This is a genomic window from Alcanivorax sp. MD8A, from assembly GCF_002888555.1.
In the GTDB taxonomy this organism is placed as follows: Bacteria; Pseudomonadota; Gammaproteobacteria; order Pseudomonadales; family Alcanivoracaceae; genus Alcanivorax.
Genome location: NZ_AQOQ01000026.1, coordinates 21,306 through 45,271 on the forward strand (window position 1 = coordinate 21,306; position 23,966 = coordinate 45,271).

Genomic DNA, 23,966 nt, shown 5'->3' on the forward strand with positions numbered 1-23,966 from the left:
AGCCAACATGTCTGACGATACCTATACCCCGCCACGGGTCTGGAAATGGGACAAGGAAAACGGTGGCGCCTTCGCCAGTATCAATCGCCCCATTGCCGGTTCCACCCACGACAAGGACCTGCCGGTGGGCAAGCATCCCCTGCAACTGTATTCGCTGGCGACCCCCAACGGGGTGAAAGTGACGGTGATGCTGGAGGAGCTGCTGGAGAAAGGCCATCGCGAGGCGGAATACGATGCCTGGTTGATCAATATCCAGAATGGTGATCAGTTCGGCAGCGGTTTTGTGGACGTGAACCCCAACTCCAAGATCCCGGCGCTGATGGATCACAGCGTGACCCCGCCCCGCCGGGTGTTCGAGTCCGGCAGTATTCTGTTGTACCTGGCGGAGCGCTTTGGCGAGTTTTTGCCATCGGATCCTGCGGTCCGTACCGAAACCCTCAACTGGCTGTTCTGGCAGATGGGGAGCGCCCCGATGCTGGGCGGCGGCTTTGGCCACTTCTATGCCTATGCGCCGGAGAAGTACCAGTACCCCATTGACCGTTACACCATGGAAATCAAACGTCAGCTGGATGTGCTGGACCGGCGCCTCGCCGACAACGCCTACCTGGCCGGGAGTGAATACACCATTGCCGATATGGCGGTGTGGCCCTGGTATGGTGCGCTGGTTACCAACAAGGTGTACGAGGCGGCGGAATTTATCGAAGCCCACACCTACACCAACGTACTGCGCTGGACCCACCAGATCGCAGAACGCCCGGCGGTGAAACGCGGGCGTATGGTCAATCGTGCCTGGGGCGAGCCATCAAGCCAGTTGCTGGAACGGCATGATGCCAGCGATTTCGAGTTGAAGACCGTAGACAAGTTGCAAGGCCAGGGGGCCTCTGAATAACGCCTTGCATGCTCGGCGTGCTAGTGCCCCGGCGTTTTCAGAGCTCACCGGGGGTGGTGCCGAACGCTCGTTTGTAGGCGGTGATGAAATTGGAGGGGTGGCGATAACCTGCCAGGTAGGCCGCCTCGCCAATGGAGAGCTGCTGTCGGCGCAACAGATCCTGGGCTCTCTCCAAACGTCGCTGACGAATATAGGCAGCAGGCGTCATTTGAAAATGCTGGCGGAACAATCGCTGCAATGAACTGACGCTCATGCCCACATGGCTGGCGACCTCCTCCAGGCTGTCGAGGGTCTGTAGTTTTGCCTCAATATACTCTCTTGCCCGTTCCACCTTGCGTGGGGCTGAAGGTGCCTGCGACTCTTTTAGCAGCCGAGCCAGCGCCGCATCCAGAATTTCCAGGGCGCGGCTTTCCACATGCAGATTCTGCATAAACGAGGTGTAAGGCGAAGGGCGGAAGATTTGCTCCGCGAGCGCGCTCAGGTCTGAGGAGACCGGCCATTCGCTGAAGCAGGAGCTCTCGTGGGTGGCGAACAGCTGATCGATGCAGCGGCGGGCGTGTTCGTCATCACTGCAGTACCGGTAGAGCCAGGCCTTGGGCACCGACACATTGACCTTGCGCAGGCGGCGCCCCTGACGAAGTTCGCGATGCAGTTGCCGGGGCTGGTCGCAGACCAGGGCAAAGCCACTCAGGGTATTGGCGTCAAGGTGGTAGCGGGTCTGGTCGACCCGGAATGCCAGCTCTCCCTCCAGCAACAGGGTTGCAGAGAGCCCCGCAGGGAGTTCGAAACTGACCTGGGTATCCTGTCGTTCCACAGCATCGGAGGCATGCACCAGAATGCCGGAATGATGGCGCTTGAGAACGAAGTCCCCCTCCAGTACCTGCCCATCTCCTGCTGCCGTCTCATCAACGTGCCGTTGTTCAACCCCTGCCTGGCGTGATAGTGAGACAAGCTGTTCCTGGCTGATTCCGGTCATGGCTGGGCCCTGATGAGTTTGCATAACGGTTTGCCGTTTTCGCAAAGCAGTTAGCGCCGCGACAGCATTCCTGAACCACTATCATAAATAATAACAACTCTCATTTGCAGTGATTGCTGTGGCTTGTTGCTGTCCAAATTGACATAAGTATCGGGGTTTTTATGCGAAAGGTGATGTGGGGGCTGCTGGGTAGCTCCGTGATGGTGGCTGTGCCCGCCATGGCTGAGGAGGCCGCAAGCGAGGCCAATGAGCTGGAAAAGGTCTCGGTGTGGGCCACTGAGGTGACGGCCAGCTCGGTGCACATGGATGAACAGGCCATGACGACCCGTCAGGCAGACCACATCAGTGACCTGCTACGCACCGTGCCCGGGGTGGATGTGGGCGGTGCGCATTCACTCAACCAGCGCATCACCATCCGCAGCATGGATGACAAGGACCTGCGCATCAGTATCGATGGCGCCAACCAGAACACCTACATGTACCACCACATGGGTAACCTGCAGATCAACGCCGACATTCTCGAATCGGTGGATATCCAGGTGGGTAACAATTCCGTGATCAACGGTGGGCTGGGGGGCGTGGTCAAGTTTCGCACCAAGTCAGCTCGTGACCTGCTGATGCCGGGGGACAGCTTTGGTGTGCTGGGCAAGGGCACCTATTCCACCAATGCCTACGAAAGCGCCTCTCTGACCGGCTTTGGAACACTGGGTGACAGCGCGGATTATCTGGCGTACTACAACTATCTGGACCGGGATAATTTCGAGGTCGGTGGCGGCGTTATCGAAGATGCCAACGGCAATGAAATGCCGGGTACCGATGGCGAAGTGAAAGGCCTGGAAGGCGAGCTCAACAATGCGCTGGTGAAGCTGGGCTGGGATCTTACGTCCCGTCAGCGGTTGACCCTGGGCTTTGAAAGCTACAAGGACGAAGGGGATTACAGCTACCGGCCAGACATGGGGTTGGCGACAGATATCGCCATTGCCAATGGCATCAATGCTCCGCTGACGTATCCCACCGAATTTACCCGCGATACCTGGACGCTGAATTATGACGCGACGCTGGGTAATACCACCCTTGAGTCCACGTTGTTCTACAACGACAGCGAACTGGAGCGGGATGAAACCGGGCTTGCCCAATCCACTCTGCCGTTTATTGCGGCCACCGCCGGGGAAGTGTATGGCCAGGCCGAGAACACCGGCCTGAACCTGCTGGCGCGGACCTGGCTGGATGCCGGAATCAAACAGGAGCTGGTGTACGGTGCGGAGGTGATTCGCTATGACACCCGCTACCAGGCGCAGTATGTGAATGGCACCGTTGATGAGTCATCTGAAGATGCCCAGTCCAATGCCGTCTTTGTTGAAGACCGTGTGCATCTGGGCGAGCGCGTGGTGGTGACCCCGGGGGTGCGCTACAACCAATACAAGATCGACTCCGTGGTGGTGGACGACACCTACGATGATGTGACCGGGGCGTTTGCGGTGGACTATCAGGTGATGGATTCCCTCAAGCTGCGGGCCAGCACCACCCAATTGTTCAAGGGGCCGGAAATTGGCGAGGTGTTTGTCGGTGCGGGCCTGTTCGATACTCCCAACCCGGATATCAAGGCCGAGAGCGGCAACAACCACGAGCTGGCGGCGGATTTTGCCAGCGGAGATTTGGGGGTTGATCGCTTCAGCGCCGGGTTCACCGTGTTCCGTACCAACATCGATAACTACATCTATGACAACACCGCCGCTGGCAAGGATAACGTGGGCGACATGCACATCGAGGGTTACGAGAGTTACGTCGGGTTTGAGCAAGGCAACCTGAATGTGCTGCTGACCTATGCCAATGCCAACAGTGATCTGGATGCGTTTGATCAGTACGCCGCGCTGGATGGTGCCCGTATCGATCGCGAGCAGGGCGACAGCATCAGTGTGGAAGTGGATTACTTTATTGCTCCGCTGGATCTGAATCTGCATTGGGACATGGTGAACGTGAACGACCTGCATAATGCCGTGGATCTTGATGGCGCGGGTGTGGATCGCTCCAAGGAAGGCTACACCGTGCATAACGTGTCGGTGATGTGGCTGCCCCGTCAGGTGGAAGGGCTGACCATCACGGCAGGGGTGGACAACCTGTTTGACGAATTCTACGCCTCGCAATCCTCCCGTACCGGGGAAACGTTCCACCCGGTATTTGGCAGCCTCTATCTGCAGGATTTCGAACCGGGTCGCAACATCAAGGCGACGGTGGCCTACCAGTTCTGACGGACCCGCAAAGTTAGACTGTAACGCCTCCCCGGACTTTTCGTGGAGGCGTTTTTTTTGTGCATTGCAGATTTGAGGTAAAGCCCGATTGACTCCTCCCGGCTTGCCGCAGGAGCGTCGGTCTCACCCTTCGGGCCGCCCTGCGGGCGTTCCTGGGCTGCGCTCGGTGGCGGCGCGATTGCGGGCCTGGATCAAAAGCGTTTTCACAACAGGGCGCACTGAACTCACAGAGCTAAGCTGTCTTCACTCCCACGGCCTTGTGTGTTCGATGAACTTGCAGTGAACAACGATGATTGCGCCGCGGTGTTCAGGTGCCGCAGAACGTCTGACACACGCACTCTTGTGGTTCCGGTGGGCGGCGGTACTGCTCGGGTGCGTCGTCACCATAGGGCTGGCCCAGCACGGCCAGCAGTGCCTTGGCGGGGGCCAAATCGTGCTGTTCTGTCGCGGCAGTCAGGGCTTGCTCGACAAGATGATTGCGCGGAATGACCGCAGGATTGCTGTTGCGCATCAGACACCAGGACGACTCGCGCGGTTTGCTGTTGCGCGCCAGTCTCGCCTGCCAGCGTGTGTGCCAATCAAGAAATGCGGGTTGCTGGCACAGGTCGCTGTCGGGCACCTCGCCGCCGATCAGAGCATGGAAGGTATTGGTAAAGTCGGCCCGGTTGGCCTGCATCCAGTCGAGCAGATCCTGACTCAAGGTGGCATCCATGACGTCCTCGCCGAACAGGCCCAGTTTACGGCGCATCATGGCCAGCCATTTCTGATCGTACAGGGTGCTATAGCCCTTGATGCGATCCGTGGCGATCTCGATGGCTGTGTCCACGTTGTCGTTGATACGGGTCAGCAGGGTTTCGGCAAAACGGCCCAGGTTCCATTGGGTAATGGTGGGTTGGTTGCCGTAGGCATAGCGACCTTGATGGTCAATGGAACTGAACACGGTGTCTGGATCGTAGGCATCCATAAAGGCGCAGGGGCCGTAATCAATGGTCTCGCCGCTCAGCGTCACGTTGTCGGTGTTCATTACACCGTGGATAAAGCCCACCCGCATCCACTGGACGATCAGTGAGGCCTGACGCTCAATCACGGCATCCAGCAGCGCGAGGGCGGGGTTGTCGCTGTTCTGTTGATCCGGGTAGTGCCGGGCGAGAGTGTATTGAATCAGGGTATCCATCAATGCCGCGTCTTGCTGGGCGGCAGCGTACTGGAAGGTGCCGACGCGCAGATGGGAGGCGGCGATGCGAGTCAGGATGGCGCCGGGCAAGGCCTCTTCCCGGTACACCGGATCGCCACTGCCCACCACTGCCAGACTGCGGGAGGTGGGCACGCCGAGGGCATGCATGGATTCGCTGATCAGGTATTCGCGCAGCATCGGCCCCAGCGCTGCCCTGCCGTCCCCGCCACGGGAAAAGGGGGTGCGCCCAGCGCCCTTGAGTTGAACATCCATCCGGTTACCGCTGGCATCCAGGTGTTCTCCCAACAGGATCGCGCGACCATCCCCCAGCATGGTCAGGTTGCCGAACTGATGACCGGCATAGGCCTGGGCCAATGGCTCACTACCGGCAATCAGGGTGTTGCCGCTGAACAGGTCAGGACGGGTGCGCAGGGCGTCTGTCTCCAATCCCATTTGCTCCGCCAGAGCGGCATTGAACAACACCATTTCCGGCTGGCTGACCGGCTGCGGAGGGCACAGCGAAAACAGCGGCTCGGGCAGTTGTGCGTAGCGGTTATCGAAACGAAATCCAAACGTGGCTGACATGGGCATCCGGGGGGTAATGAATCCGATGCCTACAGGGTAACAGAGTGGCGGTGGGGGAAGAGAGGGGGGAGTTCCTCTCCGCCTGGCGGCGGAGAAGACATCGCGGTCGAACGACCGCTCCCACAGAGGCGATATGCTGGCGCTGTCCGTTGACGGGCTCGTGCCAGCAATAGGCTTGTTATTCCACCGGGTTTACGCACTCGGCGCGGGAGGGTTCCTGCTTGCAGCGGACTTTCAGCAACAGGGACATCATGTCCTTGTTGTAGACGCCTTGCCGGGTCAGCTCAATGCGTGCTTCACGCATCATTTCGTCGTAACGCAGCTTGTCGGCATTGGGAATGCGGATCCACCATTTGTCGTCGATTTCGCCGCTGGCATTATCGATCAGTTTCATGGCGCGGTCGAACTGGCTGAACATGAAGGCGCGGGACTGTTCGCCGAAACCCGCGGGGAACTTGTCTTTCTTCAGGATCACCTGGGCACTTAGCTGGCCGAGCACATAATCAAGAATGCCACCGTCCGGCGCCATGCCCTTGTACAGTTCCAGGGCGGAATACCCCATCACCGGGGCGAAGCAGATATCGACAGAGCCGTTGTTAAACCGGGTAGAAAAGTTGGTGATGTCGGACATGACCGGAGACATGCCCACGCGGGAGGCCATGCTGGCCTGGGCGCTGTCGTACTCGAGAACGGCAATGGACTTGCCAGCCAGTTCTTCGACGGTATCAATGGTTTTGTCTTTCAGAAACAGGAAGGCGGCACCCAACGGGACCACGCCACCCACTTCGTAGGGGCCGGATACCAGGTGCTGATTGACGCTGGCGTTGCCGCTGGCGATGACGGCAATCACGGTTTTCATGGCGTCGTAGCTGGGAATGGCACCGATGGAATCCATGCTGCCGGTGTAGCTGTTGAATTGACGACCCCGGATGCCGGTGAGAACCGCGGCGTCGCACTGGCCGGCTTTTAAATCTTCCGAGGCGATCTTTTCATCGGTGTAGGGTTTCAGTTCTACATCCACACCCCATTGCACCGCGGCGGTCTTGTAGTCGCGCATGATGTTGTAGGTGTCGCCATTGGCGCCAATGATGTCGAACACGCAGAAGGTGCGCTTGGTTAACGCCATGGCGTTACTGCTGAGGCTTAACAGGGCGACAGCGGCCAGGGCTGCCAATCCGGTTGTTGTTTTCATGGTGTGCTCTCCGAGAAGGGTATGGCGGGCACCCAAGACAGGCACCCCTTTCCAGTCAGTGCATTTTGTTGGCTACACGGGCCTGTTGCTGTGCAATCCTTGTTGTGAGCAGAGCAATGAATTGTTGCGGGTGTATACAAAGTGTTAACGACCGTTTGGTCTTGTCGCCCTGTTCACGGCGGCACAGATTGCCGCGGGCAATTTGTCTCATTTACCGTTCATGTCGGTGTGCTACGGTGGGACAGCGCTGTCGTTATCGCTGGCATTCTTGAGGGAGGTGCTCCGGTGGAATTCGATCCGTTTCTGCTCGCCCGGCTGCAGTTTGCAGCCAATATCAGCTTCCACATCCTGTTTCCCACCATCACGATAGGTTTGTGCTGGGTGCTTTTCTATTTCCGGTTGCGATATACCTTTTCCGGAGACAAGGCATGGGAGTACGCCTACTTTTTCTGGGTAAAAATCTTTGCGCTCAGCTTTGCGCTGGGGGTGGTTTCCGGGATAACCATGAGCTTTCAGTTTGGCACTAACTGGCCTGGTTTCATGGAAAGGGCGGGCAATATTGCCGGGCCATTACTCGGCTATGAAGTGCTGACTGCCTTTTTCCTGGAAGCCTCATTTCTGGGAATCATGCTGTTCGGCAAGGATCGCGTTTCCAATCGTATGCACTTGATGGCGACGGCTCTGGTGGCGGTGGGTACCTCTTTCTCGGCATTCTGGATTCTCAGCCTGAATTCCTGGATGCAAACCCCGGCAGGTTACCGACTGGAAGATGGCATTTTCCATGTGGAGAGCTGGTGGGCGGTAATTTTCAATCCGTCATTTCCGTATCGGTTTGCGCATATGTTCAATGCCTCGCTGTTGACTGCTGCGTTCCTGATCATGGGGATCAGCGCCTGGCGTGCCAGGCGCGGTGTGGATGGTCCTGCCACCTGGAAAGTCATGCGTACCGGGGCGGTGATGGCGGCGTTGTTGGCGCCCTTGCAGGTCTGGATAGGTGACCTTCACGGGCTCAATACCCTTGAGCATCAGCCCGCCAAAATTGCGGCGATGGAAGGGGTGTGGGAAACCGAACGGCATGCACCGCTGACCCTGTTCGGATTTCCGGACGAGGAGGCTCGAACCACCCATATGGCAATCAAGGTGCCGGGGCTTGCCAGCCTGATCCTGACGCATGAGTGGGATGGCGAGATTCGCGGCCTCAACGAATTCGAAGGCGAACATCCTCCGGTTGCTCCGGTGTTCTGGGCTTTCCGGGTGATGGTGGGTGTCGGGGTGCTGATGGTGTTGGTCGGTCTATGGTCTGCCTGGCAATTGTGGGTTCGGGGTAAAGAGAGCCGTGAGGGGCAAGCAGGATTGCTGCGCATACTGTCAGTGATGACGTTCTCCGGTTGGATCGCAGTGCTGGCCGGGTGGTATGTGACCGAAATCGGCCGCCAACCCTGGGTTGTGGACGGGCTGTTACGCACGGCAGATGTGGTGGCGGATCACAGTAGTGCGACGGTGGCGGGTACTCTGTTTGGTTATGTCTTGCTGTACCTGTTTTTACTCGTGTCCTACATTGCGGCGCTGCGTTATATGGCGACCAAACCGGCACGCTCCCTGTCGTTGATGCCACAGCAGCGCGCCATGAATGCCGAACGTGCACAAGGAGAGGCATGATGGATCTGGGATACTGGTTACCGCTTTTCTTCGCTGGCGCCATGGGGCTGGCACTACTGATTTACGTCATCCTTGACGGTTATGACCTGGGAATAGGCATGCTGCTGCCTTTTGCCGATGACCGGGAAAAAGATGTCATGGTGGCGGCGATCGGCCCGTTCTGGGATGCCAATGAGACCTGGATCGTGTTGGGGGTGGGGATTCTTCTGATTGCCTTTCCCCAGGCGCACGGTGTAGTGCTGACGGCCCTCTACCTGCCGGTGACCATCATGTTGATGGGACTGATTTTGCGGGGGGTGTCATTCGACTTCCGGGTCAAGGCAGGAGACAGGCACAAGGCCAAGTGGAATGCCCTGTTTGCCTTGGGTTCGCTGGTTGCTTCGGTTTGCCAGGGCTGGATGCTGGGGGCCTTTGTTACGGGGCTGACCGGCGATTCCACCAGCACCCTGTTTGCCGCCCTGATTGCGGTGGCATTACCTGCACTCTACATCATGCTGGGGGCGGCATGGTTGTTGATCAAGACGGAGGGAGAACTGTTTCGCAAGGCGGCTCACTGGGGGCGGTTGGCAGTCTGGCCCATGGGAGGATTTCTGGTGCTGATTTCCATCGCGACCCCATTGGTCAGTCAGACCATCGCGGACAAGTGGTTCACCCTGCCCAATGCGATTGGCTTGATGCCCATCCCCATTGCCACGGGCCTTGCCTGGGCTGGACTGATCTGGATCTTTAACAGTCGCCAGATTTTGCATCATGGCTATGGCTGGCTGGCGTTTCTTTCACTGGTGGTGATCTGCGTGTTGGCAGGCATCGGCCTGGCGTACAGCCTGTTTCCCGATATCGTGCTGGGTCAGCTCTCCATCTGGGAGTCCGCGTCGTCCACGGAATCGCTGCTGTTCACCTTCTGGGGGGCGATCATTACGCTACCCATGATTCTGGGCTATACCGTGTTCATCTACCGGGTGTTCAGGGGCAAGGCCAGCGATCTGAGCTATGAATAATGATCCGCGTTGTGGTTGTTTTCCGACCACTGGCCGGCTTGGCAGGACCAACGCAGAGGTGGAGGGCCGCCGGCAAGTCTTGGCACTGACATAATGACGGCAAGAGTGTGAAACAGGTCACGTCCAAGAATGAAAATAATGACCGATCCGCCTGCCCCCCGTTCCAGATTGCTGAAGCTGCTTGACTGGTCCGACCGGGATAAGTGCCTGCTGCTGTCAGTGCTGCTGTGGGGGTACATGTTTTTTATTTGTGTCTGGCACCAGGTTACGGTTCATCTCACTGAATTCGGTCGCAACTATGTATCGTCGCAGGGGACGGCGATGCTCAACAGCGTGGTACTGATTAATTTGCTGGGCTGGGTGCTGCTGCTGGCATGGGGCGGTTGGTTGCGGCACGAGAACCGGCACTCACGAATCTACCCCAATGTGTTCCTGTCTTTCTTCAGTGTGGGCTTTGTGCTGCTGGGATGGGTGTTCGGCCTCTACAGCCCGATGACAGGAATGGTGCTGATGGGCTCGCCACTGGTCGGTTTTATCCTGTTTGGGTTCACCCGCGTCGCATGGAACTTCGCCTTTACGGTGTGTGTGGTGTTGCTGCTGGCCTGGCTGTCAGTAAGTGGTTACGTAGAACACGCCATTTATTTTGCCCGGGACCCGGTGTCCAAACAGCATTTATCTTACTACTGGATTGCCAGCACTGTGGCATTCATGGTGCCTTTTATCACGTCGGTGATCACCCTTGTGGCATTGTTGCTGGGTCGGTGGGTGCATCGGGAAAAGCAGATTCGTGACCAGGCGCTTCACGATCCCCTTACCGGCCTTTCCAATCGGCGTGAGCTGTTCGCTCAGCTGGCTCACGAGCTGGCGAGAGGCCGCAGAAGTGGACAGTCTCTGACCCTCTGTGTCATGGATCTGGATCACTTCAAACGTATCAATGACAGCCATGGCCATGGGGTTGGAGACCAAGTGCTGGTTCAGGTGTCGGAGATTCTGCGAGCCTGCCTGCGTGAAACAGATTTGATTGGCCGTATTGGCGGTGAAGAGTTTGTTCTGGCATTGCCGGAGACCGGGGCGGCCGGAGCCGCCACCGTGCTGGAGCGTTGCCGTGAGACCATTGCGTCATCCCCTGTGCCCCTGGAAAGTGGGGACTTCCTGACTGTGACGGCCAGTTTTGGAGCCGTTCTTTGGTTGCCTGGTCATCCCGCAAATCACGCCCTGACGGATACCCAGTTGCTTTCGCGCGCCGATGAAGCCCTGTATCTGGCGAAGGGGGCAGGGCGGAACCGGGTGATGTTCTGGTCTCAGGAGGAGGAAGGTGCTGCGGCGTTCCCCTGATCGCAGCACCGCCGGTTCAGTCCTGGGAGGGCTGAGTGGCAATCAGTTGATTGACGGCCTGGGCAAACGCTACGGGTGAGTCTTCTTGCAGGAAGTGCCCGCCAGTGAGTGTCTGGTGAGGCTGCCCTTTGGCGCCGGGTATCTGCTCCTGCATGTATTTGTCACCACCACGGGTAATCGGATCGCCATTACTGAAGGTGGTCAGGAAAGGTTTGCGCCATTGTTTCAGTGATTCCCAGGCGGTGCGGTTGGCCCGGGTGGCCGGGTCGTTGGGGGTAACCGGGACCAGCTTGGGAAACGCACGGGCGCCGGCCTTGTATTTACGATTCGGGAAGGGGGCCTCGTAGGCGCGCTTCTCATCCGGACCGAGTTTGCGGAAGCTGGCGGCATCGATAATGCGCGAGACCGGGAACACTGGCGAGTAGATAGCGAAATTCTTCCACAGTTGAAACGCGGCTGGCACGGTCTGGTCCCCGGTGGGGAGCATGCCGTTGCCGACCACGATTGCGCGAAAGCGATCAGGGTTTTCTGCGGCCAAGCGTAACCCGAGCAAGGAGCCCCAGTCCTGACAGACCAGAGTGATTCGGGTGAGCGCTAACTGATCCAGAAGCGATAGCATCCAGTCCATGTGGGACTGATAGCTGTAGTCATCGATGCGGGTGGGTTTGTCAGACTTGCCGAAGCCGATCAGGTCTGGTGCGATCACCCGATGACCGGCGGCTGCGCAGACTGGGATCATGTGGCGATACAGGTAAGACCAAGTGGGCTCGCCGTGCAGCATCAGTACCGGCGGGGCATCCGCTGGGCCTTCATCAACGTAGTGCATTCGAAGCCCTCCCACATCCACATAGTGTGGGACAAAGGGATAATCCAGCAGGCGTTCAAAGCGGTCGTCCGGGGTGCGCAGGTACTCCATGGGGTGTCCTCGTGGGTACAAAATTCCTGTATTGAATAGCAATGGATGCGATGTTCCGCCATGTCGTTACAGGTCAAATGACGAAGGCGCAGCGGGAGGTTGAGCCCTGGCCGCCATTTCGCTACTGTGGCCAGCCCTCCCTGTGACCCAGGGGCGCCTTTATCTCGCCCCGGCTTTTGGATATGGAACTATGTGGATCAAGAACCTGATTGTGTATCTGGGCGATGACGCCTTTTCTTTCTCCGTTGGCGAGCTGGACCAGATTCTTGCGGATAACCGCTGCCAGCCCTGCGGCTCGCAGACGCTCAGTACCGAGGGCTTTGTGCCGCCGCTGAAAGGTCAGGACCCGATGGTCTATGCGGTGGAGGGGTTTATCTACTGCACCTACCAGCAGACCACGCGCCTGCTGCCCGGGCCGGTGATCAAGGAGTTGCTGGATGAAAAGGTCGAGCACATCCAGGACGAAGAAGGGCGCAAGGTTGGGCGAAAGGAAAAGGCCGAACTGAAAGAGCAGATTACCTTTGAGTTGATGCCGCGTGCTTTTACCCGTTCCCGCCGTACCAATTTGTTGATCGATACCCTGCGCAAGCGGGTGCTGGTGGATGCCTCTTCTGCAACCCGTGCGGAAGAAGTGGTGGCGTGCCTGCGCAAGGCCATCGGTACCCTGCCTGTCGCTTACCCGGCGCCTAATTCTGCCCCTTACACCAGCTACAGCAACTGGCTGCGCGATACCAAGCTGCTGCCCGAGGGCTTTACCCTGGGCGACCGTTGTGAATTGAAAGGCACCAAGGATGAAGGGGCGGCAGTGAAGTTCACTGCGGTGGATCTGGGACAGGAAGAGATTCTCGCCCATCTGGAAACCGGCATGGTGGTCACCCGCATCAATCTGGCCTGGCAGGACAGTCTGGAACTGGATGTGAATGACAAACTGGAGATCAAGCGCATCAAGGCGCTGGATGTCCTGCAGGAAAACATCGACACCCTGGATGCAGATGATGCCGTGGCGGAACTGGAGGCCCGTATCAGCCTGCAGGGGAGTGTGCTGCGCGAGGCACTGGATGGCCTGTTCGGTTACTTCGAGGTGAATCCGGCGTAACGGTCAGGTGACCGCCACAGGGACCTGGCAGGCCAGGCCCCTGTATCACCCTCGTTAGTCGTCGATGTCCTTGTCGTCTTTCTGGTCCTTGTCCAGTTTCACGGGGGAGTCTTCATCACAGTTGGGTGTGTGCATGAAGGTTTCCGTGACGTCCAGATAACCCAGGTGAGATAGCGTACGACGGCCCAGCAGGAGCGGGTAAATCATGTCGGAGCGATCATTCAGGGTAAATTGCTCTTCATAGACGGTATCGCCAACACACAATTTCATCAGTACCACAGGTCGACGTTCTTCACCGCCGGCTCCGCGAATCAGTACTTTGCGGTAGCGAGGCTTCTCGAACGTCTTGCTGACAGTCTTGCCAGAAGCTTCGTCTTCCACTTCCACCTTGAAGCGCACCCAGCTTTCGCCGTCTTTGTCGAAGACTTCCACGTTGGTGGCATGGAGGGACGAGGTTAGTGCGCCACTGTCCAATTTGGTCTTGAGCTCAACGCCCCACGGTTCCAACGTGGTTTTCTCGACCCATCCGTAAACGTTCTTGGCGCCTTGTGGCTGTTTTGCCATGGCCAGGCCGGATGTGCTCAGTAGTGACAGGGCGAGTGCGGTAACGAGACCTTTCTTCATGGAAGCTCCTTGTGATTCCGTGATTCCCTCTTTACGACCGGGGACGGGCCGCTGTGTTCCCCGGCAGGCCGGCTGAGCCAATCGTACCGGACAGGGTTTAACAGTGTTTTTCACAGGGTACCATCTGGACATGAACCGAAAAATGGAACTGCCATGACTGACAAGTTGGCGCCGCCCTCCCTGCGGCTGTTACTGGGAGAAAGCCGGGCGATGATGGCCTATGGGCGTTACCTGTTGCGCGGGATGGGCTATCGCCAGTTACCCCGGGGTAATGGCGAGCCGGTGTTGGTACTGCCAGGGTTCGGTGCCAGTGACGTAAGTACGCGCCCACTTCGAAAAGGGTTGGCGCAGCTGGGCTATACCAGTTATGGCTGGGCGCAGGGCACCAATCTGGGTATGAACCGCAAGCGCAAGTCGTTGCTGGTAAGCCAGTTGCAAGCGATCCACACCCGGCACGGCACGCCGGTGGCGTTGGTGGGCTGGAGTCTGGGTGGGGTGTTCGCCCGTGAGTTGGCTCGAGCGTTTCCGGAACAGGTCAGTCAGGTCTTCACCCTGGGCAGCCCGATCAACCGGGACCCTGAAGCCAACAACGTGACCGCCCTGTTCAAGCTGTTTAACCCAAACCGGCAAAACCCGGATCACGATGCCTTTCAGGCACGGATTACGCCGCCGCCCGTCCCCTGCACGGCGATTTATACCCGTGATGATGGCATTGTCAGCTGGCCGTGCTGTCTGGAGAATGACGGCCCGAATACCGATAACGTGGAAGTGGCCGGGACTCATGTGGGGCTGCCCTGGAACCCCGCGGTGCTGGCGGCCATCGCGGAACGGTTGGCCCGGTACGATAGCGAGAGAGACAAATGACGGAACTGAAGCCCGGCCGTTACCGGCACTTCAAGGGCAATGAATACCAGGTAATTGGTCTGGCCACGCATTCAGAGACCGAAGAGACGGTGGTGGTCTATCGGCCTCTCTACGGGGATGGGGCTCTGTGGGTGCGTCCCCTGGCCATGTTCGCCGAAACCGTCGAGCGAGACGGTCAGGTTCAACCCCGCTTTGCCTGGATCGGTGAGTGAAAGGTTGAAACGCGGTCCGGGGCGGACGGCATTCCTGCACTTTTGCTCCCTGAACTTTGAACTTTCAACTCTGGCAGCTGCTACAATGCCCCTTCAACTCCGGAGCTGATTCCCATGTCCACCTTTGCTGATCTGAACCTGCACGAGCGCCTGGTGCGCGCGCTTGACGAACAGGATATTACCGAGCCTACCCCGGTGCAGGCGGCGGCCATTCCCGACGCGTTGGCGGGCCATGATCTGCGGGTGATTGCCCGTACCGGCAGCGGCAAGACTGCCGCCTTCCTGCTGCCCCTGCTACACGGCCTGCTGCAGCATTCCCGCCCCCGTACCGATACCCGGGCGCTGATTCTGCTGCCCACCCGCGAATTGGCTCAGCAGACCCTCAAACAAGTGGAGGCGTTGGCCCGTTACACCTTTATCAAGGCGGCGCTGGTGACCGGTGGGGAAGACTTCAAGGTTCAGGCCGCCAGCATGCGCAAGAACCCGGAAATCCTGATCGGCACCCCCGGGCGTCTGATTGAGCATCTGGAAGCCGGCAACCTGTTGCTGGGTGATCTGGAAGTGCTGGTACTGGACGAGTCCGACCGCATGCTGGACATGGGCTTCAGTGAAGATGTGCTGCGTTTGGCGGCGGAATGCCGCAGTGAACGGCAGACGCTGCTGTTTTCGGCCACCCGCGGTGGCAATGCCATGGACCGGGTCGTGGAAAGTGTGCTCAAGGAGCCGAAGTTCCTGTTGCTGGACACGGTCCGCGACCTGAATGAATCCATTCAGCAACAGATCATCACCGCCGATGATGTGGCGCACAAAGAGCGCCTGGTGCAGTGGCTGCTGGCCCATGAGACCTATGACAAGGCGGTGATTTTCACCAATACCCGTGAGCAGGCCGACCGCCTGGGCGGCGTGCTGCGCGCCACCAGTCACAAGGTGTTTGTGTTGCATGGTGAGAAGGAACAGAAAGAGCGTAAGCTGGCCATGGACCGGCTCAAGGATGGCGGCGTGCGTATCCTGGTGGCCACCGATGTGGCGGCCCGCGGTATTCATGTGGAAGGGCTGGATCTGGTCATTAACTTTGACATGCCACGCAGTGGTGACGAATACGTACACCGCATTGGCCGCACTGGCCGGGTTGGCGGTGAAGGCACGGCCATTTCCCTCATTGCGGCCCATGAGTGGAACCTGATGGCAAGCATTCAGCGTTACCTGCGCCAGCAGTTTGAATTCCGCATTGTGGATGCCCTGAAGGGCAAGTTCATGGGGCCGAAAAAACTCAAGTCCAACGGCAAGGCCGCTGGCAGCAAGAAGAAAAAGATCAAAAAGAAAACCGACGCGAAAAAAACCGGAAAGAAACCGCTGAAGAAAAAGGCCGCCGCCAAGCGACCCGCCAAACGCAGCAGCAAACCTGCCGCACCGGATACCCAGGGCGGCTATGCCACGGTGAAGAAAAAGAAAAACCCGGGGCCGCTGGATTAAGGTCATCCTTCCTTCGGGAGCCGCTTTGTTTTGAGCTTGGCGTCAGACGTCAGAGGCCCCCCGCCCCGCTTTATAAAACTCGGTAAAACCCCGGTGTCTTTTCACAGACGGGGTAATCAGGCAATGTCATCCTAGTATTTCTCTCAGGGAAAGGAGCGGCCTTTGCCAGCGGACAGGGATGTGTCCCCCGAACCGGGCACCTTGCAGTGCCCGGATTGCCATACTGATCTTGCCTTGCCCTCCGGCAAGGGGCGCGGCACGTGGCGTTGTCCCCGTTGCGACTGTCAACTGAGTGGTGCCTGGCGCCTGAAACCGGATTCCCTTCTGGCCCTGTCTCTGGCCACCGCCTTCCTGTGGGTCCCGGCCCTGACGTTGCCGCTATTGCGTCTTGAAAACCTCGGCCTTGATAACCACGCCAGCCTGCTCGGTTGCATCTTTGCCCTGATGCATGGCCTGTACTTGCCCGCCGGACTGCTGTTGCTGTTTACCTTGTTGATCATGCCGCTGGCGAATCTGGTTGCCGTGAGTCGGCTGCTATGGGCTGCTCGCCAGCACCAGCCGGTGCCGTCGCCACGCTGGATGTGGGTGTATCGGCAGAGTCGGGAATGGGCCATGACGGATATCTTTTTGCTGGGGATTCTGATCTCCATGACCAAACTGGGCGACCTGGCCACGGTGACCCCGGGCGCCGGCATTGTTTGTCTGGGGCTGGCGGTGCTGTTACGGCTGATCGTGGAAACCCTGGCGCAGCCGGAGCAGTTGCAACGCCTGATTGACCAGCGCGCCGGTGAGGTGAGCGATGCCTGATAAGCCGCACGCCAAAGCGTGGTCGTTACTGGTTGCCGCCACTGTGTGGCTGGTGCCCGCCAACCTGTTACCGATCATGACCGTCACTCAGGGGGGGCGCAGCAAGACCAGTACCATCGCAGAGGGTATCTGGCAGCTCTTTGACGCGGGCATGCCGGGCATCGCCATTATTGTCATGGTGGCGAGCTTGCTGGTGCCGTTTTTCAAGGTGCTGGTGCTGGCGGTAGTTTACTGGCGCGCGCCGACGGAATCGCAGCCCCTGACCAGTACCCGGGCTTACCGGCTGGTGTACTGGGTCGGGCGCTGGTCCATGCTGGATGTGTTTGTGGTCGCGTTGCTGGTGGCGCTGGTGCAGTTTGGCAATCTGGCCAATGTGCAACCGGAGCCCGGCATTCTCGCGTTTGGTATTGCGGTGGTGCTGACCATGCTGTCGGCTCATGCCTTTTCGCCCAATCAACTATGGAACAAGGATCATGGAAACAGCTGAAGTGAAACGCTCGCACTGGCCATCGCCTATCTGGCTGGTGCCCCTGTTGAGCCTGATCGTGGCGGCCTGGTTGTTGTACGACCAGTTGTTGCAGCGCGATGTGCAGATTGAGATCAGCTTTGAAAACGGCGCGGGCATCAAGTCTGGGGTCGAGCTGCGTTATCGTGGTGTGCCAGTGGGCAGCGTGGATGAAATCGTGCTCAGTGATGACCTGAAAACGGTGAACGTGCATGCCAGCCTGAATCGTGATGCGGAAAAACTGGCACGGGAAAAAAGCAAGTTCTGGATCGTGGAACCGGAGCTGGGCATTGCCGGTGCCCGTAACCTGGATACCCTGGTGTCCGGGAAATACATTGCCGTAGAACCGGGCGAAGGCGAACCGGAAAAGACTTTCAAGGGATTGGAAACCCCGCCTGACCAACAGCCCGATCTGGGGCTCAAGATCACCCTGGTTGCCAACCAGCTAGGCTCCCTGAAAAAGGGCCGCCACATTTACTACCGGGATCTGGAAGTGGGTACCATCGGCGAAAGTGAGCTGAGCCAGGATGGTCGCTTTGTTGAAATCCAGGCCATCATCAAACCGGAATACAGCAAGCTGGTGCGCACCAACAGCAAGTTCTGGAACAGCTCTGGCCTGACTGTGGATGTGGGCCTGTTCAAGGGAGCGGAAGTGCAGGCCAGCTCCCTGGAAAACCTGCTACGTGGCGGCATCAGCTTCGCCACCCCACCCGAAGCCGGCAACCTGGCCGAGCCCGGCACCCGCTTCGAGCTGCACCGCGAAGCAGAAGACGACTGGCGTGAGTGGGCGCCGATCTTGAAGTGGCAGGGGTGAGGTAGTTAACAGTTAACAGTGAATAGTGAACAGTTCGCGTCGAACGATTTGAGGATTTTAAACGTATGAGGCCGCGTCCAACATTTGGGCGCGGCCTCATAAATTTGTTCTGCACGGCGCTACTGCGCGCGCTGTTCACTATTCACTGTTAACTGTTCACTGCCCTCTACTACATCATCTTCGTCACGACCTTCAGCGGGAAGTGGCGCATGGCGATGCCCATGGGGCCCCAGGGCCAGGCGGGGACGGCGGCGTTGAGGGGTTCTTTTTCGATGGCTTTGACCATGGCCTTGCAGCCGGTTTCCGTGTCGACCATGAAAGGCGTGTTTTTGAGTTTTTCGTTGATCTCTGACTTGATGAACCCGGGGAAAATGGTGGTTACTTCAATGGGCGAATCGATCAGCTCTGCCTGCAGGCCTTCCGCCAGCATGGCCACGCCGGCTTTGGTGGCCGCGTAGGTAGTGAGATTTTTCTTCATGCCGCGCATGGCGCTCATGGAAGAAATCATCACCAGGTGGCCGCTGTTCTGGGCCCGGAAAATTTCCATGGCGGCTTCGGCCTGGGCCAGGGCCGCCACAAAGTTGGTTTCGGCGGTTTGGCGGTTGGCATAAAAGTAACCGGTGCCCAGCGGCTGGCCCTTGCCCATGCCGGCATTGATGATCACCCGGTCGATGCCGCTCAGTTCCGTGCGGAAGGCGTCAAACACGGCAAACACCTGATCGTAATCATTCACGTCCAGCGGTTTGATCAGCACGCGAATATTCGGGTGTTTGTTTTCCAGTTCCGCTTTCAGGGTTTCCAGCCGATCCATGCGTCGTGCACACAGGGCCAGGTTGCGCCCCATGGCCGCAAAAATTCGCGCCATGCCTTCGCCAAGGCCGGAACTGGCGCCAGTGATCAGAATCGTCTTGCGTGTCGGCATGGTTATCCCCGCGTTAAATGGTTTGCTGCAGGAGCGCCGCAAGCGACGCTCCTGCGGAAAAATGTTCTATCGATACGTGACCTGATCGCTCGGTAGATGCAGGTGCTCGTTCACCGAGACTAGCCGTAGCTTGCCCGCATTCACAAGAATGCGCGTCACACTGGTGTTGATCAAGGTGCGGTTCCAGGTGATCAGGGCCTCGTCGTCCATGTCCAGCAGGTGCTGGATGATGACGCTGATGGCGCCGCCGCTGGTGAACACCAGCGCGCTTTCGCCACTGCTGAGGCTGTTGCCCAGGCTATAGGTGCTGGCCAGAACACGCTCGCGAAAGGCGGGCCAGGTTTCACTGTAGGCGCTACGGTCGCTGTCGTCGTTACGCTGCCAGCGACGCAGGGCTTGTTCAAAATGGACCTGGAAAACCTTCCGCGGATTAGCCTGTTTGCCCAGCCACTCGGTCAGGGCGGCGCGGTCGTTGGCCATGGGCCAGTCCAGCGCCAATAGCTCGGTATGGTTGTACTCATTGAAGCCGGTGTCGGTGTGCCACTCGGCGGGGAGCCCGAGTTCGCCGAGGGCGGCCTCTGCGGTTTCCCGGTGGCGGCGCATGGTGCCGCAGATCGGCCGGGCAACGCCGAGATCCTGGTTTTGCAGGGCGCGGCCGAGAATACGGCTTTGCTCCCAACCCGGTTCGGAGAGCTGATCGTAGTCTTCCTTGCCGAAGCTGGCCTGACCATGACGAATCAGGTAGATCACTGGCATCAGGCGTTCTCCGCTTTTTCCAGTTTGCGGCGTAACCCTTCGGCACCTTTGAGCATCATGTGGTTGAAGATGGCAGGGACAAAACGCTTAAAGAAGTAGGCGCGCCGCCCGCTTTTGTGTGGCAGCAGGAAGAACTGTTGGTTTGCCACGGCCTGCTTGATCATATTGGCGATCTGGTCGGCGGTCAGCTCATTGCTGGCCAGCAGTTTGTCCACGGTTTCGATCATGCCTGGCTCGGGGCTGCGCATGGATTCGTGCAGGTTGGTGCGGAAGAAACCGGGGCACACCACCGTGGTGTGGATACCAAAAGGGGCCAGTTCGAAGCGCAGGGTTTCCGACAGGGAAATAACGCCAGCCTTGGTCACGTTATAACTGCCCATCACCGGTGCGTTGAGGAGTCCCGCCAGCGACGCAATATTGACGATATGGCCATGGCCCTGGCGTTTCATCATCGGCACGAACACCTTGCAACCCCGGACTACGCCCTTCACGTTGATATCGAAGATCCAGTCCCAGTCCGCCATGTCGCCACGGTCGATACGGGCCGCGCCTGCTACCCCGGCATTGTTTACCAGCACATCCAGGCCTCCCCATTGTTGCTCGAGCCACTCGCGGGCGTTATTGAGGCTGGCGGTGTCACGCACGTCCACATACTGGAAGGCCAGTTCGCCGGGCAAGTCTTTCAATGCGGCCAGGGTTTCGGCGGCGCGCTCTTCGTTCACGTCACCGATCAGTACCCGGGCACCCTCGCGCAACCAGGCTTCGGCCATGGCGCGACCCAGTCCGGAGGCGCCACCGGTGATGAAAATGCGTTGGGAAGTCTGGCTCATGGGGTGTCCTGCTGTGGTGGTTTCGGTCATCGTGCGTGCGTAAGACGACAGCATGTTGGCGTCGGGCAGCTATTCATTGACCGATGCTAGAGAGCGGGCTTCAATAAATCCAATGAATCCTCAAAATGAAACCTGATAAATCCTATGCATGTTTCGCGCTTTGATCTGAATCTGTTTGTGGTATTCGACGCCATCTATACCGAGGGCTCCCTGACCCGTGCGGCCAAGGTGCTCAACCTGACCCAGCCTGCGGTCAGCCACGCGCTGGGACGGCTGCGCGAGCGCCTGGGAGACTCGTTGTTTGTGCGCCAGGGGAGCCGCATGGTGCCCACCGCCAGGGCCCGGGCGATGGTGAGCCCGGTACGGCACGCGCTGGGCGGGTTTCAGCGTTGCCTCAGTGATGAAGGCGGGTTCGATGCCTCCGACGCCGAGCGGACTTTTGTGCTTGGCCTGCGGGATGGCCTGGAGGGCTGCCTGCTGCCGCCGCTGATGGGGCAGTTGATGGAAGAGGCACCGGGGATTCGCTTGCAGTCGTTGACTATCCGGCGGCGGCAGATGCCCACGGAGCTGGCCAGCGGACGACTGGATCTGGCCTGTGATGTGATGCTGGCCTTGCCGGAGACCATTGAGCATGTGCCGGTCCTGTCCGGCCCCATGGTGGTGATGATGCGGGAGGGGCATCCTCTGGCGGCAGGCATGGACCTGCCAGCCTACCTAGCCGCACAGCATGTGCTGGTCTCGTCCCGGCGGGAAGGGCCGGGGCTGGAAGATTTCGGTCTTGCCCGGCAGGGCTACCGCCGCCATATCCGGTTACGTTGCCAGCACTATCAGGCCGCGATTTCCACGGTGCAGAACACGGATCTGCTACTGACCCTGCCCGCGACGCTGGCAGGGCGTTTGTCCCGTGAGAGGATGGTACTGCAGCCGTTCCCTGCGGACCTTGCGGACCTGGAAATGCATCTGTATTGGCATCGTGACCAGGCAGGTGATCCCGCGCATCGCTGGTTACGACAGAAGGTGCTGGCATTGCTGGAAGAGCAACAGGGGCAGTGGTCACAGGAGTGATGAATGTGGCTTGATTGTATCTCAAATGAGATACAATATACGATCAGGAGGCGATGTTTATGGCGACCCAGACCTCGATGCTGCATGTGCGAATCGATGAAAAGCTTAAGACCGAAGCGGCGGAGAAGCTCGGTAATGTTGGACTGTCGATATCTGATGCTGTGCGCATTCTTTTGACGCGCGTTGTGAAGGAGGGAGCCTTGCCTGCCGGGCTGACGGCGGACCCTGATGCTTATGATGCCTGGTTCCGCGCGAAAGTCCGAGAGGCGTTGGAAGATCCGCGACCTCAGGAATCTCACCAGCAGGTCATGGAGGATCTGCAGGCACTAATCACAAGGAAGCGTGGTGACGGCAATTGAATAGCGTCCAGCGGCTAAGGAAAGTCTGCTGGCGATTATCGATTATATTTCTGATGACAACCCTGCCGCAGCACAGACACTTCTGGATGATATTGTCAGGAAGGTAGGGAGCTTGCCTGATAACCCGCTCATGCATCGTGAGGGAAGAGTGGCGGGGACAAGGGAGTTGGTGGTAAGAGACAACTACATCGTTGTTTACGCACCGCCTGGCGACAGTATTGTCATCGTTCAGGTGCTTCACGCGGCGCAACAATGGCCATAAGCAATGTTCGGCGTTATCCCGCAGTGTCTTGAACTCTGGCCTGTAAGATTTTCCCCTCGAATCCCGTATTCTCCTCCACTCGGATATCCTGCGCAGCTACCGTTTCGCCGCAATGGCTACAGTGCAGCTGGGCCTGAAGCGTGTGCTCACATTGTTTATGAATGCGGGTAAGGGGGGCGCCGTGGTCGTCCGCCAGATACTGGTCTCCCCACTGTGCCAGGTGCACGATCACCGGGTAGAGATCCCGTCCCATTGAGGTAAGACGGTATTCGTGGCGAACCGGACGTTGCTGGTAGGCAACCTTGTCGAGGATGCCGCCTTCAGTGAGCTTGCGCAGGCGGTCGCTGAGCACATGGCGGGTCACCCCCAGCCGTTGCTGAAAATCATCAAAACGGCGCACGCCAAGAAAACAGTCGCGCAGCACCAGCAGTGTCCAGTTGTCGCCGATGATGGCCAGGCTGCGGGCCACGGAGCAGGGCTGTTGGTCGATGTCTTGCCAGCGCATGTAGGCTCTCCGAAAAGGTGTCCCCACATCATACCTGTTTGACAGGTTCCAAAAAAGAACTCACCATGGGTTCCAAATTGGAACTAACTGAGGGCTGCCCGGGAGGAGCCATGAGTCAGAAAGAGACTGCGCCGGCCATGCTGGTTATTGGTGCCGGTGATGCCACCGGCGGCGCCATCGCCAAACGTTTCGCCCGGGAAGGGTATCGGGTCTGTGTCGCTCGCCGCACCAAGGAGGCCCTGGCTGAGTTGGTGGCCGAGATCGAGGGGGACGGCGGCTGGGTACGCGCTTTTGGCTGTGATGCCCGCGATGAAGAGCAGATGGTAGCCTTGTTCGATACCATTGAATCGGAAGTGGGGCCACTGGAGGCGGTGGTTTTCAATATCGGTGCCAATGTTTTCTTCCCGATCCGGGAAACGACGGCTCGGGTGTATCGAAAAGTCTGGGAGATGGCGGCATTTGCAGGTTTCCTGACTGGTCGGGAGGCGGCCCGAGTGATGGTGCCGCGCCAGCGGGGTACCATTATTCTCACGGGAGCGACGGCCTCTTTGCGCGGAGGCAAGGGTTTTTCTGCCTTCGCCGGGGCCAAGTTTGCGTTGCGAGCGTTGGCCCAGAGCATGGCAAGGGAGTTGGGGCCGGAAGGCATCCATGTCATTCACCCGGTGATCGATGGTGCCATCGATACCGCGTTCATCCGCGACAATTTCCCGGCCATGTACGCGAAAAAAGCGCAGGACGGTATTCTCAATCCGGAACACATTGCCGAAACCTACTGGATGCTGCATCAACAGCCGCGTGACGCCTGGACCCACGAGATCGATCTACGTCCGTGGATGGAGACGTTTTGAGTAACACGCAACACCAAAATCCTGCCGTAGGAGCGTCGCTCGCGGCGCGAT

The 23,966-nt window shown here is 58.7% G+C and carries 24 protein-coding genes and 1 pseudogene; 16 read left to right on the forward strand and 9 right to left on the reverse strand.

The genetic code is table 11. From position 1 onward, the window contains the following. Positions 1-7 precede the first annotated feature (7 nt). Positions 8-889 (forward strand): glutathione-dependent disulfide-bond oxidoreductase, encoded by an 882-nt coding sequence (yghU, locus tag A15D_RS12930; RefSeq protein WP_102792289.1) that lies wholly within the window; start codon positions 8-10, stop codon positions 887-889. 37 nt (positions 890-926) lie between these two features. Here yghU and A15D_RS12935 read toward each other — a convergent pair whose 3' ends face one another. Continuing rightward, positions 927-1,865 (reverse strand): AraC family transcriptional regulator, encoded by a 939-nt coding sequence (locus A15D_RS12935; RefSeq protein WP_158245812.1) that lies wholly within the window; start codon positions 1,863-1,865, stop codon positions 927-929. 161 nt (positions 1,866-2,026) lie between these two features. Between A15D_RS12935 and A15D_RS12940 the strand changes: the two genes are divergently transcribed. Continuing rightward, positions 2,027-4,114 (forward strand): TonB-dependent receptor domain-containing protein, encoded by a 2,088-nt coding sequence (locus tag A15D_RS12940; RefSeq protein ID WP_233192234.1) that lies wholly within the window; start codon positions 2,027-2,029, stop codon positions 4,112-4,114. Positions 4,115-4,421: 307 nt separating this feature from the next. Here the strand turns inward: A15D_RS12940 and A15D_RS12945 are convergent, their stop codons facing one another. Together A15D_RS12945 and A15D_RS12950 are read right to left on the reverse strand one after the other, a co-directional pair. After that, a complete protein-coding gene (locus A15D_RS12945) occupies positions 4,422-5,873 on the reverse strand; it encodes a YdiU family protein (protein WP_102792290.1) in 1,452 nt (483 codons plus the stop codon). Positions 5,874-6,051: 178 nt separating this feature from the next. Continuing rightward, the gene (locus tag A15D_RS12950; RefSeq protein ID WP_022984851.1) at positions 6,052-7,065 is read right to left on the reverse strand and encodes a putative solute-binding protein; all 1,014 of its coding nucleotides are present in this window, start codon (positions 7,063-7,065) and stop codon (positions 6,052-6,054) included. A gap of 285 nt (positions 7,066-7,350) precedes the next feature. On the opposite strand from A15D_RS12950, the gene A15D_RS12955 reads away from it, so the two are divergent. The 3 genes from A15D_RS12955 to A15D_RS12965 all read left to right on the forward strand — a co-directional run bounded on the left by A15D_RS12955 (position 7,351) and on the right by A15D_RS12965 (position 11,057). Beyond that, the gene (locus tag A15D_RS12955) at positions 7,351-8,724 is read left to right on the forward strand and encodes a cytochrome ubiquinol oxidase subunit I (RefSeq protein WP_102792291.1); all 1,374 of its coding nucleotides are present in this window, start codon (positions 7,351-7,353) and stop codon (positions 8,722-8,724) included. Next, a complete protein-coding gene (locus tag A15D_RS12960; protein WP_233192235.1) occupies positions 8,721-9,722 on the forward strand; it encodes a cytochrome d ubiquinol oxidase subunit II in 1,002 nt (333 codons plus the stop codon). The genes A15D_RS12955 and A15D_RS12960 overlap by 4 nt, the downstream gene beginning before the upstream one ends. 138 nt (positions 9,723-9,860) lie before the next feature. Further along, complete coding sequence (locus A15D_RS12965) at positions 9,861-11,057, forward strand: GGDEF domain-containing protein (RefSeq protein WP_158245813.1); 1,197 nt, start codon at positions 9,861-9,863, stop codon at positions 11,055-11,057. Positions 11,058-11,073: 16 nt separating this feature from the next. Here A15D_RS12965 and A15D_RS12970 read toward each other — a convergent pair whose 3' ends face one another. Next, positions 11,074-11,973 (reverse strand): haloalkane dehalogenase, encoded by a 900-nt coding sequence (locus tag A15D_RS12970; protein WP_102792293.1) that lies wholly within the window; start codon positions 11,971-11,973, stop codon positions 11,074-11,076. A gap of 190 nt (positions 11,974-12,163) precedes the next feature. Here A15D_RS12970 and A15D_RS12975 point away from each other — a divergent pair, with 190 nt between their 5' ends. After that, positions 12,164-13,069 carry a recombination-associated protein RdgC gene (locus tag A15D_RS12975; protein WP_102792294.1) on the forward strand — a complete coding sequence of 302 codons (906 nt, stop codon included), beginning with the start codon at positions 12,164-12,166 and terminating at the stop codon, positions 13,067-13,069. A gap of 54 nt (positions 13,070-13,123) precedes the next feature. Here the strand turns inward: A15D_RS12975 and A15D_RS12980 are convergent, their stop codons facing one another. Continuing rightward, positions 13,124-13,693 carry an ATP-dependent zinc protease gene (locus tag A15D_RS12980; RefSeq protein WP_102792295.1) on the reverse strand — a complete coding sequence of 190 codons (570 nt, stop codon included), beginning with the start codon at positions 13,691-13,693 and terminating at the stop codon, positions 13,124-13,126. Positions 13,694-13,846: 153 nt separating this feature from the next. On the opposite strand from A15D_RS12980, the gene A15D_RS12985 reads away from it, so the two are divergent. The 6 genes from A15D_RS12985 (at position 13,847) to A15D_RS13010 (ending at position 18,368) form a co-directional block, all read left to right on the forward strand. Further along, positions 13,847-14,557 (forward strand): triacylglycerol lipase, encoded by a 711-nt coding sequence (locus A15D_RS12985; protein ID WP_102792296.1) that lies wholly within the window; start codon positions 13,847-13,849, stop codon positions 14,555-14,557. Then, positions 14,554-14,769 (forward strand): DUF1653 domain-containing protein, encoded by a 216-nt coding sequence (locus A15D_RS12990; protein WP_102792297.1) that lies wholly within the window; start codon positions 14,554-14,556, stop codon positions 14,767-14,769. Before A15D_RS12985 ends, A15D_RS12990 begins: the two co-directional genes overlap by 4 nt. A gap of 114 nt (positions 14,770-14,883) precedes the next feature. Beyond that, complete coding sequence (locus A15D_RS12995; protein ID WP_102792298.1) at positions 14,884-16,242, forward strand: DEAD/DEAH box helicase; 1,359 nt, start codon at positions 14,884-14,886, stop codon at positions 16,240-16,242. 180 nt (positions 16,243-16,422) lie between these two features. Then, complete coding sequence (locus tag A15D_RS13000; protein ID WP_031226209.1) at positions 16,423-17,049, forward strand: paraquat-inducible protein A; 627 nt, start codon at positions 16,423-16,425, stop codon at positions 17,047-17,049. Beyond that, positions 17,042-17,536: a paraquat-inducible protein A gene (locus A15D_RS13005; protein ID WP_102792299.1), complete on the forward strand. Its 495-nt coding sequence runs from the start codon at positions 17,042-17,044 to the stop codon at positions 17,534-17,536. Before A15D_RS13000 ends, A15D_RS13005 begins: the two co-directional genes overlap by 8 nt. Next, positions 17,523-18,368 (forward strand): intermembrane transport protein PqiB, encoded by an 846-nt coding sequence (locus A15D_RS13010; RefSeq protein WP_102792300.1) that lies wholly within the window; start codon positions 17,523-17,525, stop codon positions 18,366-18,368. The genes A15D_RS13005 and A15D_RS13010 overlap by 14 nt, the downstream gene beginning before the upstream one ends. 169 nt (positions 18,369-18,537) lie before the next feature. Here A15D_RS13010 and A15D_RS13015 read toward each other — a convergent pair whose 3' ends face one another. From A15D_RS13015 to A15D_RS13025, 3 genes are all read right to left on the reverse strand, one after another. After that, a complete protein-coding gene (locus A15D_RS13015; RefSeq protein ID WP_022984838.1) occupies positions 18,538-19,290 on the reverse strand; it encodes an SDR family oxidoreductase in 753 nt (250 codons plus the stop codon). Positions 19,291-19,356: 66 nt separating this feature from the next. Continuing rightward, positions 19,357-20,046 carry a histidine phosphatase family protein gene (locus A15D_RS13020; RefSeq protein WP_102792301.1) on the reverse strand — a complete coding sequence of 230 codons (690 nt, stop codon included), beginning with the start codon at positions 20,044-20,046 and terminating at the stop codon, positions 19,357-19,359. After that, complete coding sequence (locus A15D_RS13025; RefSeq protein ID WP_102792302.1) at positions 20,046-20,876, reverse strand: SDR family oxidoreductase; 831 nt, start codon at positions 20,874-20,876, stop codon at positions 20,046-20,048. The genes A15D_RS13020 and A15D_RS13025 overlap by 1 nt, the downstream gene beginning before the upstream one ends. 144 nt (positions 20,877-21,020) lie before the next feature. Here A15D_RS13025 and A15D_RS13030 point away from each other — a divergent pair, with 144 nt between their 5' ends. The 3 genes and pseudogenes from A15D_RS13030 to A15D_RS13040 form a co-directional block, all read left to right on the forward strand. Beyond that, positions 21,021-21,941: a LysR family transcriptional regulator gene (locus A15D_RS13030; protein WP_102792303.1), complete on the forward strand. Its 921-nt coding sequence runs from the start codon at positions 21,021-21,023 to the stop codon at positions 21,939-21,941. Positions 21,942-22,000: 59 nt separating this feature from the next. Next, the gene (locus A15D_RS13035; protein ID WP_102792309.1) at positions 22,001-22,300 is read left to right on the forward strand and encodes a type II toxin-antitoxin system RelB/DinJ family antitoxin; all 300 of its coding nucleotides are present in this window, start codon (positions 22,001-22,003) and stop codon (positions 22,298-22,300) included. Between the two features lie 19 nt (positions 22,301-22,319). Then, a pseudogene (locus A15D_RS13040) lies at positions 22,320-22,562 on the forward strand (type II toxin-antitoxin system RelE/ParE family toxin); the annotation flags it as partial. A gap of 13 nt (positions 22,563-22,575) precedes the next feature. On the opposite strand, the gene A15D_RS13045 reads toward A15D_RS13040, so the two are convergent. Beyond that, positions 22,576-23,067, reverse strand: coding sequence for a helix-turn-helix domain-containing protein (locus A15D_RS13045; protein ID WP_102792304.1), 492 nt, complete (start codon positions 23,065-23,067; stop codon positions 22,576-22,578). 110 nt (positions 23,068-23,177) lie between these two features. On the opposite strand from A15D_RS13045, the gene A15D_RS13050 reads away from it, so the two are divergent. Next, positions 23,178-23,915 carry an SDR family oxidoreductase gene (locus tag A15D_RS13050; protein ID WP_022984833.1) on the forward strand — a complete coding sequence of 246 codons (738 nt, stop codon included), beginning with the start codon at positions 23,178-23,180 and terminating at the stop codon, positions 23,913-23,915. Positions 23,916-23,966: the final 51 nt, after the last annotated feature.

What these genes read in the sequence shown, in the direction of transcription:
- yghU (WP_102792289.1), top strand. Translation starts at nt 8, where the DNA reads ATGTCTGACGATACCTATACCCCGCCACGGGTCTGGAAATGGGACAAG.
- A15D_RS12935 (WP_158245812.1), bottom strand. Translation starts at nt 1,865, where the DNA reads ATGACCGGAATCAGCCAGGAACAGCTTGTCTCACTATCACGCCAGGCA.
- A15D_RS12940 (WP_233192234.1), top strand. Translation starts at nt 2,027, where the DNA reads ATGCGAAAGGTGATGTGGGGGCTGCTGGGTAGCTCCGTGATGGTGGCT.
- A15D_RS12945 (WP_102792290.1), bottom strand. Translation starts at nt 5,873, where the DNA reads ATGTCAGCCACGTTTGGATTTCGTTTCGATAACCGCTACGCACAACTG.
- A15D_RS12950 (WP_022984851.1), bottom strand. Translation starts at nt 7,065, where the DNA reads ATGAAAACAACAACCGGATTGGCAGCCCTGGCCGCTGTCGCCCTGTTA.
- A15D_RS12960 (WP_233192235.1), top strand. Translation starts at nt 8,721, where the DNA reads ATGATGGATCTGGGATACTGGTTACCGCTTTTCTTCGCTGGCGCCATG.
- A15D_RS12965 (WP_158245813.1), top strand. Translation starts at nt 9,861, where the DNA reads ATGACCGATCCGCCTGCCCCCCGTTCCAGATTGCTGAAGCTGCTTGAC.
- A15D_RS12970 (WP_102792293.1), bottom strand. Translation starts at nt 11,973, where the DNA reads ATGGAGTACCTGCGCACCCCGGACGACCGCTTTGAACGCCTGCTGGAT.
- A15D_RS12975 (WP_102792294.1), top strand. Translation starts at nt 12,164, where the DNA reads ATGTGGATCAAGAACCTGATTGTGTATCTGGGCGATGACGCCTTTTCT.
- A15D_RS12980 (WP_102792295.1), bottom strand. Translation starts at nt 13,693, where the DNA reads ATGAAGAAAGGTCTCGTTACCGCACTCGCCCTGTCACTACTGAGCACA.
- A15D_RS12985 (WP_102792296.1), top strand. Translation starts at nt 13,847, where the DNA reads ATGACTGACAAGTTGGCGCCGCCCTCCCTGCGGCTGTTACTGGGAGAA.
- A15D_RS12990 (WP_102792297.1), top strand. Translation starts at nt 14,554, where the DNA reads ATGACGGAACTGAAGCCCGGCCGTTACCGGCACTTCAAGGGCAATGAA.
- A15D_RS12995 (WP_102792298.1), top strand. Translation starts at nt 14,884, where the DNA reads ATGTCCACCTTTGCTGATCTGAACCTGCACGAGCGCCTGGTGCGCGCG.
- A15D_RS13005 (WP_102792299.1), top strand. Translation starts at nt 17,042, where the DNA reads ATGCCTGATAAGCCGCACGCCAAAGCGTGGTCGTTACTGGTTGCCGCC.
- A15D_RS13010 (WP_102792300.1), top strand. Translation starts at nt 17,523, where the DNA reads ATGGAAACAGCTGAAGTGAAACGCTCGCACTGGCCATCGCCTATCTGG.
- A15D_RS13015 (WP_022984838.1), bottom strand. Translation starts at nt 19,290, where the DNA reads ATGCCGACACGCAAGACGATTCTGATCACTGGCGCCAGTTCCGGCCTT.
- A15D_RS13020 (WP_102792301.1), bottom strand. Translation starts at nt 20,046, where the DNA reads ATGCCAGTGATCTACCTGATTCGTCATGGTCAGGCCAGCTTCGGCAAG.
- A15D_RS13025 (WP_102792302.1), bottom strand. Translation starts at nt 20,876, where the DNA reads ATGAGCCAGACTTCCCAACGCATTTTCATCACCGGTGGCGCCTCCGGA.
- A15D_RS13030 (WP_102792303.1), top strand. Translation starts at nt 21,021, where the DNA reads ATGCATGTTTCGCGCTTTGATCTGAATCTGTTTGTGGTATTCGACGCC.
- A15D_RS13035 (WP_102792309.1), top strand. Translation starts at nt 22,001, where the DNA reads ATGGCGACCCAGACCTCGATGCTGCATGTGCGAATCGATGAAAAGCTT.
- A15D_RS13045 (WP_102792304.1), bottom strand. Translation starts at nt 23,067, where the DNA reads ATGCGCTGGCAAGACATCGACCAACAGCCCTGCTCCGTGGCCCGCAGC.
- A15D_RS13050 (WP_022984833.1), top strand. Translation starts at nt 23,178, where the DNA reads ATGAGTCAGAAAGAGACTGCGCCGGCCATGCTGGTTATTGGTGCCGGT.